This is a genomic window from Vibrio echinoideorum, assembly GCF_024347455.1.
In the GTDB taxonomy this organism is placed as follows: domain Bacteria; phylum Pseudomonadota; class Gammaproteobacteria; order Enterobacterales; family Vibrionaceae; genus Vibrio; species Vibrio echinoideorum.
Genome location: NZ_AP025484.1, coordinates 1,614,738 through 1,630,875 on the forward strand (window position 1 = coordinate 1,614,738; position 16,138 = coordinate 1,630,875).

At 44.7% G+C, this 16,138-nt stretch carries 12 protein-coding genes; 9 read left to right on the forward strand and 3 right to left on the reverse strand.

Translation table 11 applies throughout. The features are described from left to right. The first annotated feature begins 399 nt into the window (after window positions 1-399). The 7 genes from malT to sstT all read left to right on the forward strand — a co-directional run bounded on the left by malT (window position 400) and on the right by sstT (window position 9,585). Window positions 400-3,108: an HTH-type transcriptional regulator MalT gene (gene malT / locus OCV36_RS23205; RefSeq protein WP_029224864.1), complete on the forward strand. Its 2,709-nt coding sequence runs from the start codon at window positions 400-402 to the stop codon at window positions 3,106-3,108. A 568-nt stretch (window positions 3,109-3,676) separates the two neighbouring features. Then, the gene (locus OCV36_RS23210) at window positions 3,677-4,597 is read left to right on the forward strand and encodes a DUF368 domain-containing protein (RefSeq protein WP_032497677.1); all 921 of its coding nucleotides are present in this window, start codon (window positions 3,677-3,679) and stop codon (window positions 4,595-4,597) included. A gap of 204 nt (window positions 4,598-4,801) precedes the next feature. Further along, window positions 4,802-5,242: a hypothetical protein gene (locus tag OCV36_RS23215; protein ID WP_135454381.1), complete on the forward strand. Its 441-nt coding sequence runs from the start codon at window positions 4,802-4,804 to the stop codon at window positions 5,240-5,242. Continuing rightward, window positions 5,239-5,835: an SCO family protein gene (locus tag OCV36_RS23220; RefSeq protein ID WP_054545862.1), complete on the forward strand. Its 597-nt coding sequence runs from the start codon at window positions 5,239-5,241 to the stop codon at window positions 5,833-5,835. The genes OCV36_RS23215 and OCV36_RS23220 overlap by 4 nt, the downstream gene beginning before the upstream one ends. Window positions 5,836-5,950: 115 nt before the next feature. Beyond that, window positions 5,951-6,409, forward strand: a complete 459-nt coding sequence (locus OCV36_RS23225; RefSeq protein WP_017073655.1) for a copper chaperone PCu(A)C — start codon at window positions 5,951-5,953, stop codon at window positions 6,407-6,409. Between the two features lie 504 nt (window positions 6,410-6,913). Then, on the forward strand, window positions 6,914-7,978 hold the full coding sequence (gene rsgA / locus OCV36_RS23230; RefSeq protein ID WP_135454379.1) for a ribosome small subunit-dependent GTPase A: 1,065 nt from the start codon (window positions 6,914-6,916) through the stop codon (window positions 7,976-7,978). Between the two features lie 392 nt (window positions 7,979-8,370). Beyond that, complete coding sequence (gene sstT, locus OCV36_RS23235) at window positions 8,371-9,585, forward strand: serine/threonine transporter SstT (protein WP_102554221.1); 1,215 nt, start codon at window positions 8,371-8,373, stop codon at window positions 9,583-9,585. A gap of 206 nt (window positions 9,586-9,791) precedes the next feature. Here sstT and OCV36_RS23240 read toward each other — a convergent pair whose 3' ends face one another. From OCV36_RS23240 to OCV36_RS23250, 3 genes are all read right to left on the reverse strand, one after another. Continuing rightward, on the reverse strand, window positions 9,792-11,066 hold the full coding sequence (locus OCV36_RS23240) for a tetratricopeptide repeat protein (protein ID WP_135454469.1): 1,275 nt from the start codon (window positions 11,064-11,066) through the stop codon (window positions 9,792-9,794). A 321-nt stretch (window positions 11,067-11,387) separates the two neighbouring features. Then, window positions 11,388-11,990 (reverse strand): response regulator transcription factor, encoded by a 603-nt coding sequence (locus OCV36_RS23245; protein ID WP_135454378.1) that lies wholly within the window; start codon window positions 11,988-11,990, stop codon window positions 11,388-11,390. A gap of 11 nt (window positions 11,991-12,001) precedes the next feature. Next, entirely contained in the window at window positions 12,002-13,885 is a 1,884-nt protein-coding gene (locus OCV36_RS23250) for a sensor histidine kinase (protein WP_135454376.1), read from the reverse strand. Between the two features lie 254 nt (window positions 13,886-14,139). Here OCV36_RS23250 and dsrO point away from each other — a divergent pair, with 254 nt between their 5' ends. Both dsrO and nrfD read left to right on the forward strand, forming a co-directional pair. Further along, window positions 14,140-14,976 carry a sulfate reduction electron transfer complex DsrMKJOP subunit DsrO gene (dsrO, locus tag OCV36_RS23255; protein ID WP_135454374.1) on the forward strand — a complete coding sequence of 279 codons (837 nt, stop codon included), beginning with the start codon at window positions 14,140-14,142 and terminating at the stop codon, window positions 14,974-14,976. Beyond that, window positions 14,973-16,130, forward strand: coding sequence for an NrfD/PsrC family molybdoenzyme membrane anchor subunit (gene nrfD, locus OCV36_RS23260; RefSeq protein WP_135454372.1), 1,158 nt, complete (start codon window positions 14,973-14,975; stop codon window positions 16,128-16,130). The genes dsrO and nrfD overlap by 4 nt, the downstream gene beginning before the upstream one ends. Window positions 16,131-16,138 lie beyond the last annotated feature (8 nt).

Below are 16,138 nucleotides of genomic sequence, written 5' to 3' on the forward strand. Positions count from 1 at the left end.
AAAAACTTGGAGTGACTGAGATCACAAGCTCCCGTTCGATAACTTAACCCCAATTGATGTGACTTTTATTTAACCCATTTGAAGTTATTGCCAAATCTGATATTCAGATCACGAAAATATTTTTTGTATCTCACCTTTTGCATAAAATCTTGTGTATCAAAGGACAAAGTCACAGACACAAACCACCCCGCTAAGTGAGCAAAGTCACAAATAAAGGGCGTAGAACACTAAAAACATGCAGGAGTGCAAGGTTTCTGAGGAGGATCATAGTCGGTATCGTTTTGCTTCACGTAGTATGAGCGAAGACTTAAGTAATTAGGCTAATGTCATTGGACCGTACTCAACGATAGATTGAGATAATCCAGAGCATAAGCCACGGAATAGGTGAAAAACTTCGACATGTGGATCCCTTCGAAACTGACTCGTCCCGGCCGCTTACATAATGCAATCCTGCGACCGAGAGTGCTCGATCTGCTCCAGAACGCAGATTGCTATAAGCTAGTATTGTTCCGTTCTCCAGCGGGATATGGCAAGACCACCATGGCTGCACAATGGCTGGTAGATAAACCCAATGTAGGTTGGTACAGCATCGATGATAGTGACAACGATGCATTCCGTTTCATCAACTACCTACTGCAAGCACTTAACAAAGCAACTCAAAATGCGTGTCCTAATGCCCAAAAGTTGGCAGAAAAACGACAATTTTCATCACTGCATTCTTTATTAAGTGAAGTGTTTGCTGAAATGTCCGAATTCCATCACGAATGTTTTCTTGTGTTGGATGACTACCATTTGGTCAACAATGATGACATTCATGAAGCGATGCGCTTTTTCCTCAAACACATGCCCGACAATCTAACTCTCGTCGTGACAAGCCGTGGTACACCACCTCTTGGTACCGCTAACCTTCGCGTGCGCGACTTAATGATAGAGATAGGTAACGACTCTCTGGCTTTCGATACAGAAGAGACCACTCGCTTTTTTAATCAACGCGTCGCCGATGGCGTTGATGACACCACTGCAGGTAGTATCTGTACTTATGTAGAAGGCTGGCCTTCTGCACTTCAACTTATTGCGCTTCAAGCGCAGCATCAAAAACGCACACTTGCTCAGTCCGCCGAATCGTTCTCGCACTTTAACCATGCTCATCTATGGGACTATTTGGTTGAAGAAGTGTTTGATCTGTTAGATAAAGAGACACGACAGTTCCTGATGCAATGTTCCGTACTTGATCACTTCAATGACGAATTGGTCTGCGCGCTGACACAACGTGAAGACGCACTGGGAATGATCGAATCACTCAACCGATTCGGTTTGTTCATCTACCCTCTTGAGGGCGAAAAAAACTGGTACCGCTTCCATAACCTGTTTGGTGAGTTTCTAGCGCACGAACGCCAAGCACGAATTCCTCAGCAAGAAGCAGAGTTGCATCGAAGTGCAGCCAAAGCATGGATCAAACAGAAAACGCCTCATCAAGCACTGCGACATGCACAGCGAGCTGAAGATCCTGAGCTGATCATCCAAATACTGACAGAGCACGGCTGGCCAATGTTCAACCAAGGTGAGTTGTCTTCGCTAGAGATGGCGATCAAACAATTGACCACAGATCAGCTTTACAGTGAGCCAAAACTATCCATGTTACGTGCGTGGCTTGCACAAAGTCAGCACCGCTATGATCAAGTAGGCACATTACTTGAAGAAGCCGAGACTCAGTATCAAGCGCGAAACATCGAACTGGATACTCAGCAGCAAGGGCAATACAACGCCCTGCGCGCGCAAGTCGCCATCAATAGTAATGAACCCGAAAGAGCACTGGAATTGGCAGAGCTTTCACTAAGCCAGTTAAACACCACGGTTTATCGTAGCCGCATTGTGGCAACGTCTGTTGTCGGCGAAGTAAACCACGTAATGGGTAACCTCAGTCGTGCGCTGCCTATGATGCAACAGACCGAGAAACTCGCACGTCAATATCAGGTTTACCACCAAGCGCTGTGGGCCATTCTGCAACAGAGCGAAATATTGATTGCTCAAGGTTATGTTCAAGCTGCATTCGAGCTCCAAGACAGTGCGTTCAAATTGATTGAAGAGCATCAGTTGCAATACGTGCCACTGCACGAGTTCTTGCTTCGTGTACGTGCGCAGATATTCTGGTGTTGGAACCGATTAGATGAAGCAGAAGAGTGTTGTTACAAAGGCTTAGATATCCTTGGTCATCACTCACCGAGCAAACACTTGCACAGTTACTCAATGCTGGCTCGTATCTCGCTGAGTCGTGGTGAAATTGATAAAGCATCAAAGTTTATCGACCAAATTCAGCACTTATTACGTCAATCCACTTACCATGTAGATTGGACGGCGAACGCCTCTCTTTCTTTGATCCTATTCTGGCAAGTAAAAGGCGATAAAGAATCTATCCGTGACTGGCTAAATGTGGCAGTTCGACCTGAATCAGCAAGTAACCACTTCTGTCAGCTTCAGTGGAGAAACATTGTTCGTGCTCACATCATTCTTGAGCAATACGAAGACGCAGAAGAAGCATTAGCGTTCTTGAAAAGTGAAGCACAACGCTCTCACCTTGTGACTGATACCAATCGAAACTTGATTGTTGAAGCGGTGCTGCGCACCCAAATTAACGACGAAGATAGTGCACGCCTGCTTCTTGAAGAAGCCCTACATATGACCAATCAAACGGGTATGGTCGGTAACTTCTTGGTAGATGGTGGCACTATTGGTCATATCCTAGATAAGTTGAGCAATAAGCCTGGTTTAGGGGATTTAGAACGTCATCGTGCTCAACAGATCATGAAAGATATCTCAACCACCCAACGTAGCCGCTCGGTTCACTTTGACGAAGACTTTGTCGAGAACTTGGTGAACCACCCGAATATTCCTGAGCTTGTGCGTACTAGCCCACTCACCCAACGTGAATGGCAAGTGCTTGGCTTAATCTATTCTGGCTTTAGTAATGAGCAGATAGCCCAAGAGTTGGATGTTGCGGGTACCACAATCAAGACTCACATTCGAAACCTTTATCAAAAGCTCAATATTGCAAACCGTAAAGAAGCGATAAGTACTGCTGAGAACTTATTGCAGTTAATGGGGTATTAAAGCAGATTCGATATTCGATATTCGATATTCGATATTCGATAAAGTATGAGCTAGTCGCCGATGGTGGCTAGCTTTTTTTTTGTTTTGAACTTAGAAAAGAAGAAAAACGAAGATAGACAAATGACAGACAAAAAAATAGCCAACCGCAATAATCGCGATTGGCTCTATATATTTGTGAACAAATCAATAGGTTCACTAACAACGTCAGTTGGCTAGGTGACCCTCGGCTTAAGAAGGGTCAATTAATATAATGCAGTTAGCGTGCCAACTTTTATTCGACGTTTTATAAGCCCTGCATCGCATAAAAACCGACAATTTAACATGCGAATTGCAAAGTGCATTTGCATAATGCAACCAAGATGCAATATTGATAAGAGACCTGTTTCATCATTGGGCATTACTGATAGATTACTAAGTGGTTGTATTGTAAATATTAGGCAAACGTTCACTTCAACTTATTCCCTAACAATTTCAAAGGGAATAAAAGCACTTGATCAAGGGCATATTCATACTTTTTTTACACTAAAGTTTGTATACTGCACAAAATCACACTCAACTCTATGAAGCAATGAACTACTTAAGTACTTTTTTCAAAGGCATGGCAATGGGCGCAGCCGACGTTGTCCCTGGCGTGTCAGGCGGGACCATCGCATTCATTACTGGTATCTACGATACGCTGCTAGAAAGCATTCGAAGAATTAACCCTAGCGTACTTGGCTTATGGAAACGTGAAGGCTTCAAGGCCGCGTTTAGCCACATCAATGGTTTTTTCTTAATCTCATTGTTCGCGGGCGTTTTCACCAGCATCGCGACATTTGCGAAACTCATCTCTTGGCTATTGGTCACGCACCCTGTTCCTTTATGGTCGTTCTTCTTTGGCCTTATCTTGGTGTCGGTTTTCCATATTCTTAAGCAAGTAGAAAAGCGCGATATGATTCGATTCGTGTTTTTGCTGCTTGGTGTTGCCTTCGCATACAGCATCACCGTGCTTAAACCTCTGCAAATGGAACCAACCAGCATCAACATCCTAATCGCGGGTGCAATTGCGATTTGTGCGATGATTTTGCCAGGCATCTCAGGCAGCTTTATTCTGCTATTGATTGGCATGTATGGACCGGTTCTTGGCGCAGTTAAAGAGTTTCAAATCGATGTACTTGCACTATTCCTTGGTGGTTGTGTCATCGGTTTATTGACCTTCTCACATGTGCTCTCTTGGTTATTACGCTCATTCCGAGATTTCACGTTAGTGTTCTTAACCGGTTTGATGATTGGCACGCTACCAAAGATTTGGCCTTGGAAAGAAACCATCAGCTGGCGTATCAACTCGAAAGGCGAAGAAGTTCCTCTGCTCCAAGAGAACTTATCACCTTTCAACTTTGAAGCGGTGACTGCTCAACCGTCTCAACTTACATTGTCTATTGTGATGATGTTAGTGGCAATTGCGTTGGTTCTTGGACTTGAAAAGTTCGGAGAGCGTAACGCGAATTAACCAATCAGCGTCCCTTTGAGCAAACTTAAGAATCGATGAGTCTAATAAACATTAAGCTCAACACCCTTCTTATATAGATAAAAGCGAAGCCTATGGCTTCGCTTTTTTAGTTCTACAATACGCACAAAATTGCTTTTTGATACAAGCACGTATTGAGGGGTGTGATAACATCGCCGCTCTTATAAAATTAGATGAGAACACGACATGCACCCAGCATTAAAGGTGGTGGCTCTTGGCATTGCTCTCGTGGCAGGTTTTTATGGGCCGCAAGTATTTCAAAAATTTAAGTCGGTCATTGAGCACTCAACTGCCGAAGTCAACTTGGATGACTACTGCATGCTTTCAACCATATCGTGTGAGCAAGAATCCATTTCAATGTCGCTTGATCGCGAAACCGCGCAACCTCTTCTACCCACAAAGATAAAGGTCGTTTGGGAAGGTGCTGCATCTGAGACACTGATGTTATCGCTCACTGGTTTAGAAATGGAAATGGGATCAGCGCGTTTTCAATTGAAGAGCATTAGCAATAATACCTATGAAGGTGAAGTGATTTTACCTGTATGTACTTTAGATAAAATGACATGGGTCGGTGAACTCACTGATGGTGTCGATACTGTAAACCCTGCAATAAGGATGGCAAGATGAGTAGAAATTGGTCGTTAGCATTGGTTGTCGCTTTTGTACTTGGCTTTGGTGTCAAAAGCTATCTTGATGGGCAAAACGAAGTTCAAGAACAACACGCTGCAAAACAAGAGTTTTCCGCAACGACTCTTTTCGGCAAAGACAACCAGCCAACGGAAATCTTTGACCAAACCGATGACAGAATTCGTATCGTTTATTTCGGTTTCACACGTTGCCCGGATGTGTGCCCGACTTCTCTGGCTATGTTAGCCGGAGCACTTAACCAAGTCTCTGATGAAGCAAAAGCAAAGATTCGCCCGATGTTTGTTTCTCTTGACCCTGAACGTGATGCCGCTGAAGCCTCGTATGAATACGCGCAATACTTCCACCCGATGATGGAAGGATTGAGTGGTCCATTGGATGTGACAACAACGCTTGCGCATAACTACGGTGTTATTTTCAGAAAGACCAAGCTTGAAGGTTCAGAGTTGGAATACACCCTAGACCACAGCTCATATTTCTATTTTTTAAAGCCCGACGGTACTTTGATTACCAAAGTACCGCACACGTTGACACCAGCGCCAATTGTTGAGGCCATCAACACGTTAACACGCTAACGTACCCAGTCATCAACGACCAGGAACAACGTATAAAAAATAAAGAACTTAACTAATAAAGTTCGAACAAAAAGTCAGGTCCCAGACCAAAAACATAAAAATTAAGGACAACAACATGAAGTTAAAAGCACTTGCTCTAGCAGGCTTATTGCTCACCCCTTTTACTCAGGCTAGTAGTGACATAATGGTTCATGACGCGTACGCTCGTGCAACCCCGCCTTCAGCAGTGAACAGCGCGGTGTTCACGACTCTGATGAACCACAGCGATAAAGATCGCGCTATTGTTTCTGCAACAACACCTGCAGCAGGTAAAGTAGAACTTCATGATGTAATCATGGATGGCGATGTTATGAAAATGCGCCAAGTTCAAGAGATCACCATCCCTGCGAACGGTGAAGCGGTACTCAAACCAGGTAGCCTACACATCATGTTGTTCGACCTAGCAAGCAGCCTAAAAGAAGGTGAGCAAATCGAGATGACACTGACCTTCGCCAATGGTGAAACGCAGACCTTCGATGCACCAGTGAAGAAAGTGATGAGCGGCATGAAAAAGATGAATCACGATCATCATTAATCGTGTTCACAATTGATAAAATAATTTAAGCCACGATGACTTCTCGCCATCGTGGCTTTTTGTTAAACTGAGTTCGCTTTTTATTCAAAGCCTGAACACATTAATAATCCAAGGAGAATAGAAGATGATTGTAATCAAAACACTAAAACTGGCAGTAAAAGTAACGCGTTAATTTGTTTGGTTAATCAAACTTAAATACCGATCGACCAACATCTCGTCACCCGTGACTACCGCACACTTTTACCCGGTTTATTGTTGATCATAAGTGATCAATACCTGCATGCCCAATAGCGCATGACTAAATCCGGGGTCCTATCTATTTGAATTCGACCCAAGCTCAAAACATTTTTGACGTCTCGACGCTTTTTAATCTCAGCAACACTTTTTGATCTCATCAATGCTATTGATCTCATTAACAACCTGAGATCTCACAAGAAGTTAATGTTCTCATAAGACTTTAATACTCTGATAAGAAAGAAAGCTCGCACGTCTGGGTAAATAAACATGAATTCACAAACTGCATTTTCTCATCCAATGTCACTTCAACAGCTTGGATGGCAACCTGTATTTCAACAACAACTGACACTCGAAGACTATGACCACTCTGTCATTGCTCGTATTACCGCGCACCATCGCAGCGGATATACTCTTGCGTCAGAACAAGGCGAAATCGTTCTACCCGTTCATCAAAACCAACCCGCCATGACGGTTGGCGACTGGGTGATATTAAACGCTGATCGACAATTTGACCGCTTGTTAGAACGTCAATCGCTATTCAGCCGAAAAGCTGCCGGTAGTCGTGTAGCTGAACAGTATATTTCAGCCAATATCGACACCGTGTTTATTGTGGTCTCGCTAAACAATGACTTTAATCTGAGCCGCATCGAACGCTATCTAGCACTCGCCAACGAGGCACAGGTTGAAGCGGTTATCGTACTTACCAAGAAAGACTTGTGTGACGACTACCAAGACAAAGTACAACAAGTTCAAAGCTTAGATGCCATGCTCATGATCGAAGCGGTGAACAGCCTCGACCAAGACTCTACGCAGGTATTGTCGCCGTGGTGTAAAACAGGCAAGACCGTCGCTTTAATGGGGTCATCCGGCGTTGGTAAATCGACACTCGTGAACTCGTTACTTGGCGAAACTCAACAAGAAACGAGCGGCATACGTGAAGACGACAACAAAGGTCGACACACCACGACATCACGTTCACTGCACTTGCTAACGTCGGGCGGTTTATTGCTCGATACGCCTGGCATGCGAGAGTTACAACTCGCCGATTGTGCTGAAGGGGTGAGTGAAACCTTTTCTGATGTCGAAGAATTGGCGATGCACTGCCGTTTCTCTGATTGCAGCCACGAATCCGAGCCTGGGTACAAAATACGTAAAGCGATTGAAAATGGTGAGCTGTCTGAAAGAAGATTTACCAACTATCAAAAGCTATTGAGGGAGCAAGCCAGAAACGGGGCATCATTGACTGAACAACGTGCGAACGGTAAACAACTTTCTAAGATGTACAAAACCGTGCAATCAGAGAGCCGCAATCTTAAGAAAGCTTCCGACTAAACCTTTAAAGTTAAAGACTATAAGCTTTATTTGAAACGACTTAGCCCTATCCTGTTAATCAGGTGGGGCTTTTTTATTTCAATTTGGTATCTGTATGACTATTTCTGAACACAATGATTTTACCAATAGCCGTTTACATACCCAAACACCCAGAACATTGCTCCTTAAAAATATCAACGAGTAGATTTATAGCTCAACATGAATACATTTATTTAACATTTAGCTCTAAAAACACCACGCGGCGCAAACAATCACCCTAAAAGTAAACTATTCCTAGACACACTCTTAGATCCCGCTAATATGACCGCCCATTCCACTAGTGTATAGTTGGAATTGGTACAACTTTATAAAAAAATATATCACTATAATAATTTAACAATTGCAGGTATTTTATGCAAAACAACAACATGCTCGCCCGCATCGCTCGTGGGAACCTTGTCCTACAGATCCTTGCCGGTATTGTTTTCGGTGTCGTTCTCGCCATGGTTTCTCCTTCAGCAGCTCAAGACGCAGGTCTACTAGGTAGTCTGTTTGTTGGTGCTCTGAAAGCTGTTGCCCCAATTTTAGTATTCATTCTTGTTGCAGCTTCTATCGCAAACCAAAAGAAAGGTCAGCATACTCACATGCGTCCAATCATTGTGCTTTACCTGATTGGTACGTTCTCTGCTGCACTAACTGCGGTAGTTCTGAGCTTCATGTTCCCAACCACTTTGACACTGGTTGCTGGCGCTGAAGGTGCTAACCCTCCTCAAGGTATTGCTGAAGTTCTTCATACTCTTCTATTCAAGCTTGTAGACAACCCAGTAAGTGCGCTAATGAACGCGAACTACATCGGTATTCTTGCTTGGGCTATCGGTCTTGGTCTTGCACTGCATCACGCATCTGCAACAACTAAAGCCGTTTTCGAAGATCTAAGCCAAAGTGTTTCGCACATTGTTCGCTTCATTATTCGTCTTGCGCCATTCGGTATCTTCGGCCTTGTTTCGACTACGTTCGCAACAACCGGTTTTGATGCTCTGGCAAGCTACGGTCAACTGTTAGCGGTTCTACTTAGCTCAATGCTGATCATCGCACTTGTGGTTAACCCACTGCTTGTATTTATCAAGACAAAGCAGAACCCATACCCGCTTGTACTTCAATGTATCCGTGAATCAGGTGTAACGGCATTCTTCACTCGTTCAAGCGCTGCAAACATCCCAGTGAACATGAACCTTTGTAAGAAACTAAACCTAGATGAAGATACTTACTCGGTATCGATTCCTCTAGGCGCAACGATCAACATGGCGGGTGCCGCAATCACCATCACTGTGTTAACGCTTGCTGCTGTTCACACAATGGGTATTGAGATTGATATCTTCACAGCAATCCTACTAAGCCTAGTCGCTGCAATTTCAGCATGTGGCGCTTCAGGTGTTGCAGGTGGTTCACTACTATTGATTCCACTAGCATGTGGCCTATTCGGTATCTCGAACGACGTAGCGATGCAGGTTGTTGCGGTTGGTTTCATTATCGGTGTGATTCAAGATTCAGCTGAAACAGCGCTTAACAGCTCAACAGACGTAGTGTTCACTGCTGCTGTATGTAAAGCTGAGCAAAACAAAGCTTAATTGGCTATTAGTAGTCATTAGCCTTTGGCTCTAAGCTCTAAGCTCTAAAAGCAAATCGCATATAAACAAAAAGGGAAGCTTCTGCTTCCCTTTTTTGTTGTTCTTGTCTTCTAGATTACCGCTAGAGCTTCAGTGAATTAATAACTATTGTCACTCTACGGATAGCCTACTTTTGTCGATGAGCTACGTAACCAAAGTTCTAGATCTTAGTGATTATTCTTCCAGCTAGGTTCAACTGCAGACTGACTAAAATCCAAAGAACCGTTGTTAGTATTTGTTAGCTTATCTGGCGATGTTTGGTTATTCGCTGAAGGTTGAGCTGAGTTCTGACTCTGGTTTACTGTACCGTTATCTTGATTAGCAGTCACCTTCGCTTGTTGGCTGAAATCTACATTAGAACCTTGCTCACTCTGAGCTTGTGTTTTCGAGTTACTGCTCTCCGTTCCTAGCTCATCTATATCTTCATCTGATGCCTCCTTCACTTTCTTAGGAATAGGCACATTACGCTTATAGAGTTTGTTGAGCGCTTTAACAATTGAGTGCTTGGTGATCGCTTCTTGCGTTAGCTTGGTCATTATCGGCTTAGTCAGAGCCTGCAAACCCACTACTGCATCCACACCAAGGTCGCCCCCAACTTTGTCTCGTAATTGCTTGGCTTCTGAATAGCCAAAGTGAGCTGATAAAAATAGCCAGATATAAGCAATAGCACTGCCATGTTCACCATGGTCAATCCAAGCTTCACCAGCTCTAAACATGGCTTCTGAATTGTTCTTCTCAGCTGCAGTTTCAAACCAGTACACTGCCTCTCCGTGATTAGATTCCACGCCGACGCCGTTCAAGTAACATGTACCAAGCTTGATCTTGCCGTCTAAACTGTTTTTTTCTGCTGCCTTGCGATACCACTCAACTGCGCTTTCTGCTGAATAGTCTGAGTTTTCTTTGTCTAAACACCAGTCGCCGATAAACAGCATTGCTTCGGTATTTCCCGCCGCCGCCGACTCTTCAATGTAGGTGTAACCCTTAGGGATATTCTTATCCGTACCACGACCAAACACGAGCGCTTTGCCCATCTCGAATTTCGCAACCAAATCGTTATCGAGTGCGGATATCGCAAGTTGCCAAAAGTTGGCTTTTTCTCTTAAAATCAGGTCTTCTTTGCGCTTCATACTAAGACGAACAACGCCATACATACCGTTGATATTATCTAAATGAGCTGCTTTGTCGTACCAATACAAGGCTTCCTTAATATTGCCACGCTCAGCCTCTTTCGCTAAATACAGAATCGATGGCGTATGCCCTGTTTCAGCCTTAAAGTGGCGCTCTTTTTGTTCTTGTATTCGAGCTTTTTCAATCGCCTTTCGGTAAGCAACTGCTCGCGCTTTTCGCTCTTGTTCCAGTCGCTGCTTTCTTAGCGATAAAGAAATCAGCCAAACGGCCACAAGTATTAACGAAAGAGCCGTCGCACCAATTGCGATTCCCATTGTACTCATAAAATATATTAACCTAACTCGGCTGATACAAATCTCGATATCGAGGTGTCATCAACCATAGTGAATGTTTCGAATTACAGGGAAAAGTGTCGTTATTGACACGTTCCGCCCCAAAATGAACTTAGTTCAGTATCTCAGGAATACATAGCGATAAAAAGCCTGCAGAGACCTATCGTTATGCGCTCCCCAAATGGTGTGATCTTGCTTCAATACAGGGTAATTTTGAAGACCGGTTGCGTCAGAAAAAGTCTGAAAAACGATCGTAAGCTTGGTGCATTTCTTTTCGCAGCTTCACATACTGTCGTTATATCGTTAGTTCAACTGTCCATAGACGTAAGCAAGCTCGGCAACTGTCTTCGCAGAGAATTTCTTCATCAAACTCGCTCGGTGTACTTCCACCGTTCTCACTGCAATACAAAGTGCATCGGCAATTTTCTGGTTGCGCTTGCCATCAATGATCTGCTCAAGAATGTCTATTTCGCGCTCGGTTAAGGAAGCATAGGCTTGGCGATACACATTCATATGTAAATGCTTCTGAGAAGCGTCTAATCCTTTCTTGATCGCCTCAGCCAGTTCTCCGCCTTTAACCGGTTTTTGAAAGAAGTTCACCGCACCAGCTTGCAACGCTTCAACCGCCATTGGCACATCACCGTGACCCGTTAGATAGATAACCGACAGTGGGCTCTGCGCTTTCACCATCAACTCATGAACTTGCTGCCCTCTCATTTCAGGCATTCTGCTGTCTAACACCACACATCCAGCAACACTCAAGTCGACTGAATCCAGAAAGCTCGGGCCATCTTCATAAGCTGTCACCGTAAAATCATGCTCTTCCAATAAGAACACTAATGAGTCACGCATTGACTCATCGTCATCAACCACATAGACCGGCAACGTTTGATGAAGTTCAGACATAACAAGATTCCTTATGAATCATTTGAAAGAGAAAAAGGTAACGTCACTGCAACGTGACAGCCATGAGGAGTCAATGATTTGATGGCCATTTGGCCGCTGTGGTCTTCAATCACGTCTTGGCAAATCGCAAGCCCTAAACCCAAGCCATTTTCTTTGCTACTCACGAAGGCTTGAGTGACTTGTTGCTCGGTGAAATCTAAGCCCGTGCCGTTATCGATAACCGACAGCATCATTTTATCCGGTTGATACTCGGTAATCACTTTAATTGTCGATGGTTCGTTGTTTTTGTTATCAATATCAGACGTAGCGCTTTGTTCGCGATGCTGTTGAGCATTACACGCATCAGTCGCATTGTTTATCAGGTTTACAATCACTTGCTGCAATCCCACCGGGTCAACATGCAGCTGGATAGGCTTACCTACAGCGTAGCGCTCAATGGTTATCTTGTGTTTCTCTAATCGAAATTGCAGTAGCTCGATGGTATCTGTAAGAAGCACTTCTATATCAGTTTGAGATTTATCTGATGAGCGTTTTTTGATCATGTTTCTTAAGCGCTGGATGATCGCATCAGCACGGTCCACTTGAGACTGGATCTTCTCAAATACAGGCTCTATGTCAGTCAGCGGTTTGTTCTTCGAAATCCGCAGTAAACCGCCTTCGCTGTAGTTGCGAATAGCCGCCAAAGGTTGATTGATTTCGTGTGCCAAACTGCTCCCCAACTCACCGACTACCGCGATACGTTGAGAATGTTCGAGCTGCTCACTCTTACTTTTTAATTTGTGCAGTGTGGCTTCCAACTGTTTTTTGCTACGGCTGAATTTATACTCCAACCAAAAGTGATAGGCATTCAGAAACACAACTAACAAAAAGAACGCCCAAGCCCACTGTTGATTGTACTTAAGCCAGATTAGCGCTTCTTTCCACCAAGGTTGTTGCAGCGGGTGCATGTCGAGTTGCTGATAAAGCTTGTCGATTGAAAGCAGGCTTGTCGGTGACGTCCAGCCCGATGCATTCGCTGCAATGGCTGGCGCACTGCTTTTTGGCATCGCAAATAACACCTGACTCATTTGTTTCGCCAGTGCCGAAGAAGCCCGCTCTGTTTTGGCAAACGACCAGTTAGGGTACAACGGCGTAGACACCTGACATCGAAAACCTTCAGGCGCTTGGTTTTCAATCACTCGATATTGTCCCGCCACCAGCAAACCCTCACTGATCATGCTCTCAACCAAACAAGCAGGCACCACAGCCGCTTCAATGTACCCTTCTCGCAGTTGGTACAAGCTGGCATCAATAGGGAAACCTAAAAATTGGGTATTAGAGAAAAAGCGGTTGGGATTAAGCCCTTGTTGCATCACTTGATAACGCATGGTGAGATAACCACCGAATGCATTTTCCGATACCGCCGCAATCGGCTTACCGCTCAGTTGTTCAAAAGAGATATAAGGCGACATTCTTCTCACAACCAGGGCGGAACCAATGCTGCGTGTATTACTGGCGCCTTGAGCTTCAACGTTATGACTGGTCATGGTCGCCATCCAAGAAAGCGCATACTGGCGTCCTAATCGAACCGCCTGACCTGGATTAGTAATAACAAAATCGACAGTGACCCCTTTCACCGCTTCAGCCATCTCTTCCAAATTGAAAGGCTTGAGGACAAAGTGCTTACCCGCAATACGCTCAGACAACCAATCCATTGTCGGCTGCCAACGCTGTTGAGCGGAAAGCTTACCTCGAGTCGCCAACACGCCAACCTCGATAACCTGATCGGGTTCATCTGTGTTTTGGCTTGAGCTTGGGGCTACTATCGCTTGTTCAGATTGAGCTGCTAAACACGCACCCGCGGTTAGGCTCAACCAACAAAGGACAACGATTGTCATTAGGTTTCGGACTGTCACTAAAATCTCTTTCTCCAAACGGACTGTTTATTCATTTCACTTCGTCTTTACGCTGACGACATGTTTAACGCCTAACTCATGCTTTAGATCGCCTTAAACAAGTCTTTAAAACAAAGCATAACAGCTAGATTGGTAAAACCACATTTGTTCTAGATCAACTTTGATCTGGGTATGTGGAAATCCACAATACCCCGTGTACGGTCAAAAACTGACAATGAGCTCAACAGAAAAAATACCCATTTATAGGTACCACTATGGACTCATTGAAAAGACGGTTTCTCAGCCAATTCGGTAAAGTTTCCGCCGGTGCTGCGCTCATTCCCATTGCCGGAATCAACACCGCAGTCGCGAGCACAATCATTCGAAATAACAACCAACCTGACCGCAAAGGCGAAATAGGTAAACGCTACGCGATGGCGATTGATTTACGTAAATGCGTTGGCTGTCAGGCATGTACTGTTGGCTGTAGCGTTGAAAACCAAGCGCCGATTGGCCAGTTCAGAACCACTGTAAAACAGTATGAAGTCTCCCTTGATGATGGTTCGACAGCTCAACAAGACGTGAAATCTTTCATGTTGCCTCGCCTTTGTAATCACTGTGACAACGCACCATGCATAAAGGTTTGCCCTGTTCAAGCGACCTTCCAACGTGAAGATGGCATCGTGATGGTCGACAACGAACGTTGCGTTGCGTGCGCTTATTGTGTTCAAGCTTGCCCTTACGATGCACGTTTCATTAACAACGACACGCTTACCGCTGACAAATGCACTTTTTGTGCACACCGCCTTGAAGACGGCTTACTGCCCGCTTGTGTCGAAACCTGTGTTGGAGGTGCGCGTGTCATTGGTGACCTGAAAGATCCAAACAGCGAGATAAACCGCCTGCTCAGTGAAAACCAAGACGACATCAAGGTGCTTAAACCAGAGCAGAATACTAACCCACATGTTTTCTATATCGGCATGAACGAACGATTCGTTAGCCACATTGAAGGCCAACCTGCGATTTATGATCCAGCCGCCATTAATAACTCATCCTCTAGCGAACAAGAATTGGCAATCGCGACACAAGGCAAACAAGGAGAGACAGCATGAATATCACTGAAGTGTTAGTTCCCGCTCAAGAGATCGCTTGGCTACCGTGGGCGGTTCAATATTTCTTCTACATTGGTTCGGCTTACGCGGCCGCTATTCTGTTTTTGATTGCACTGATATTCAAGAACTCAACCAGCCACCAATTTCGTTCTGCTCTTGTACTTGTGATGGCCATCGGCGCAATTGTTGGGCCACTAGCACTAACAGGTGACTTACACCAACCCGGACGTGCGTGGCACTTCTACGCTCACATCACACCTTGGTCATGGATGTCATTAGGCTCTCTGTTTTTACCTCTATTCTCTGGGCTAGCTGTCGCAACCGCATGGGTTTACCTACGCGATGACATCGCACAGCTTAAAGAGAGTGAAAATCCGCTTCTAAAACGCTTGTCTTGGCTAACACTAGGCCAATGGCAAGTATCGACAAAGCTGATGATTGCACTCGCTGCTGCTACCGCTATTTCTGGCTTAAGTATCGCGCTTTACACCGGTGCCGAGATTGCAATTTTGGCGAGCCGACCACTTTGGCATCAACCGGCTTCTCCACTGCTTTGGTTCACGACCGCATTCTTTGCTGCAACGGGCTTAACGTTGTTGATTTGGGCTCTACTGCCTTCAAGCAAGCCAAGTTTAAAACCAACAGACCTCGCTCTAGTACAAAGAACCATTACGTTAACGGGCGGCCTTGCCATTATTCTTACGTCGATTTGGGCATCTAACCATGGTCACTTCAATTTGTATGAGAACGACGCTTGGGGCATTAATTTAGGCATCATGACTACTAGTATTTTACTTTGCATGACCTTGGTTCTTCCGCTGCAGCGTCTATCGCAAAGCAAACTAGGAATTATCTGTGTTGCGCTTGCTACCATCGTTTCAGCATGGGCGGTGCGTTGGGTGACCATGATGGAGGTTCAAACCATTCCACGTTTTGATGTAGGTCCATTCCCCTATGAACTGCCAATGGGTAGCGCTGGTTTACTTGGCATTGTTGGTATGTGTGGCCTTTGGTTAGCACTTGCGTTGTTCGCTTCTGAAATCGTGTCTACTCGAACTATTGGATCTACACGAACAACTGACTCTGCGCCAAAGGCAACATCAAAGCCAAACCAAAATACATCGTCACCACTTAACCGCTCACATAGCTTGTAGTCTGAGGA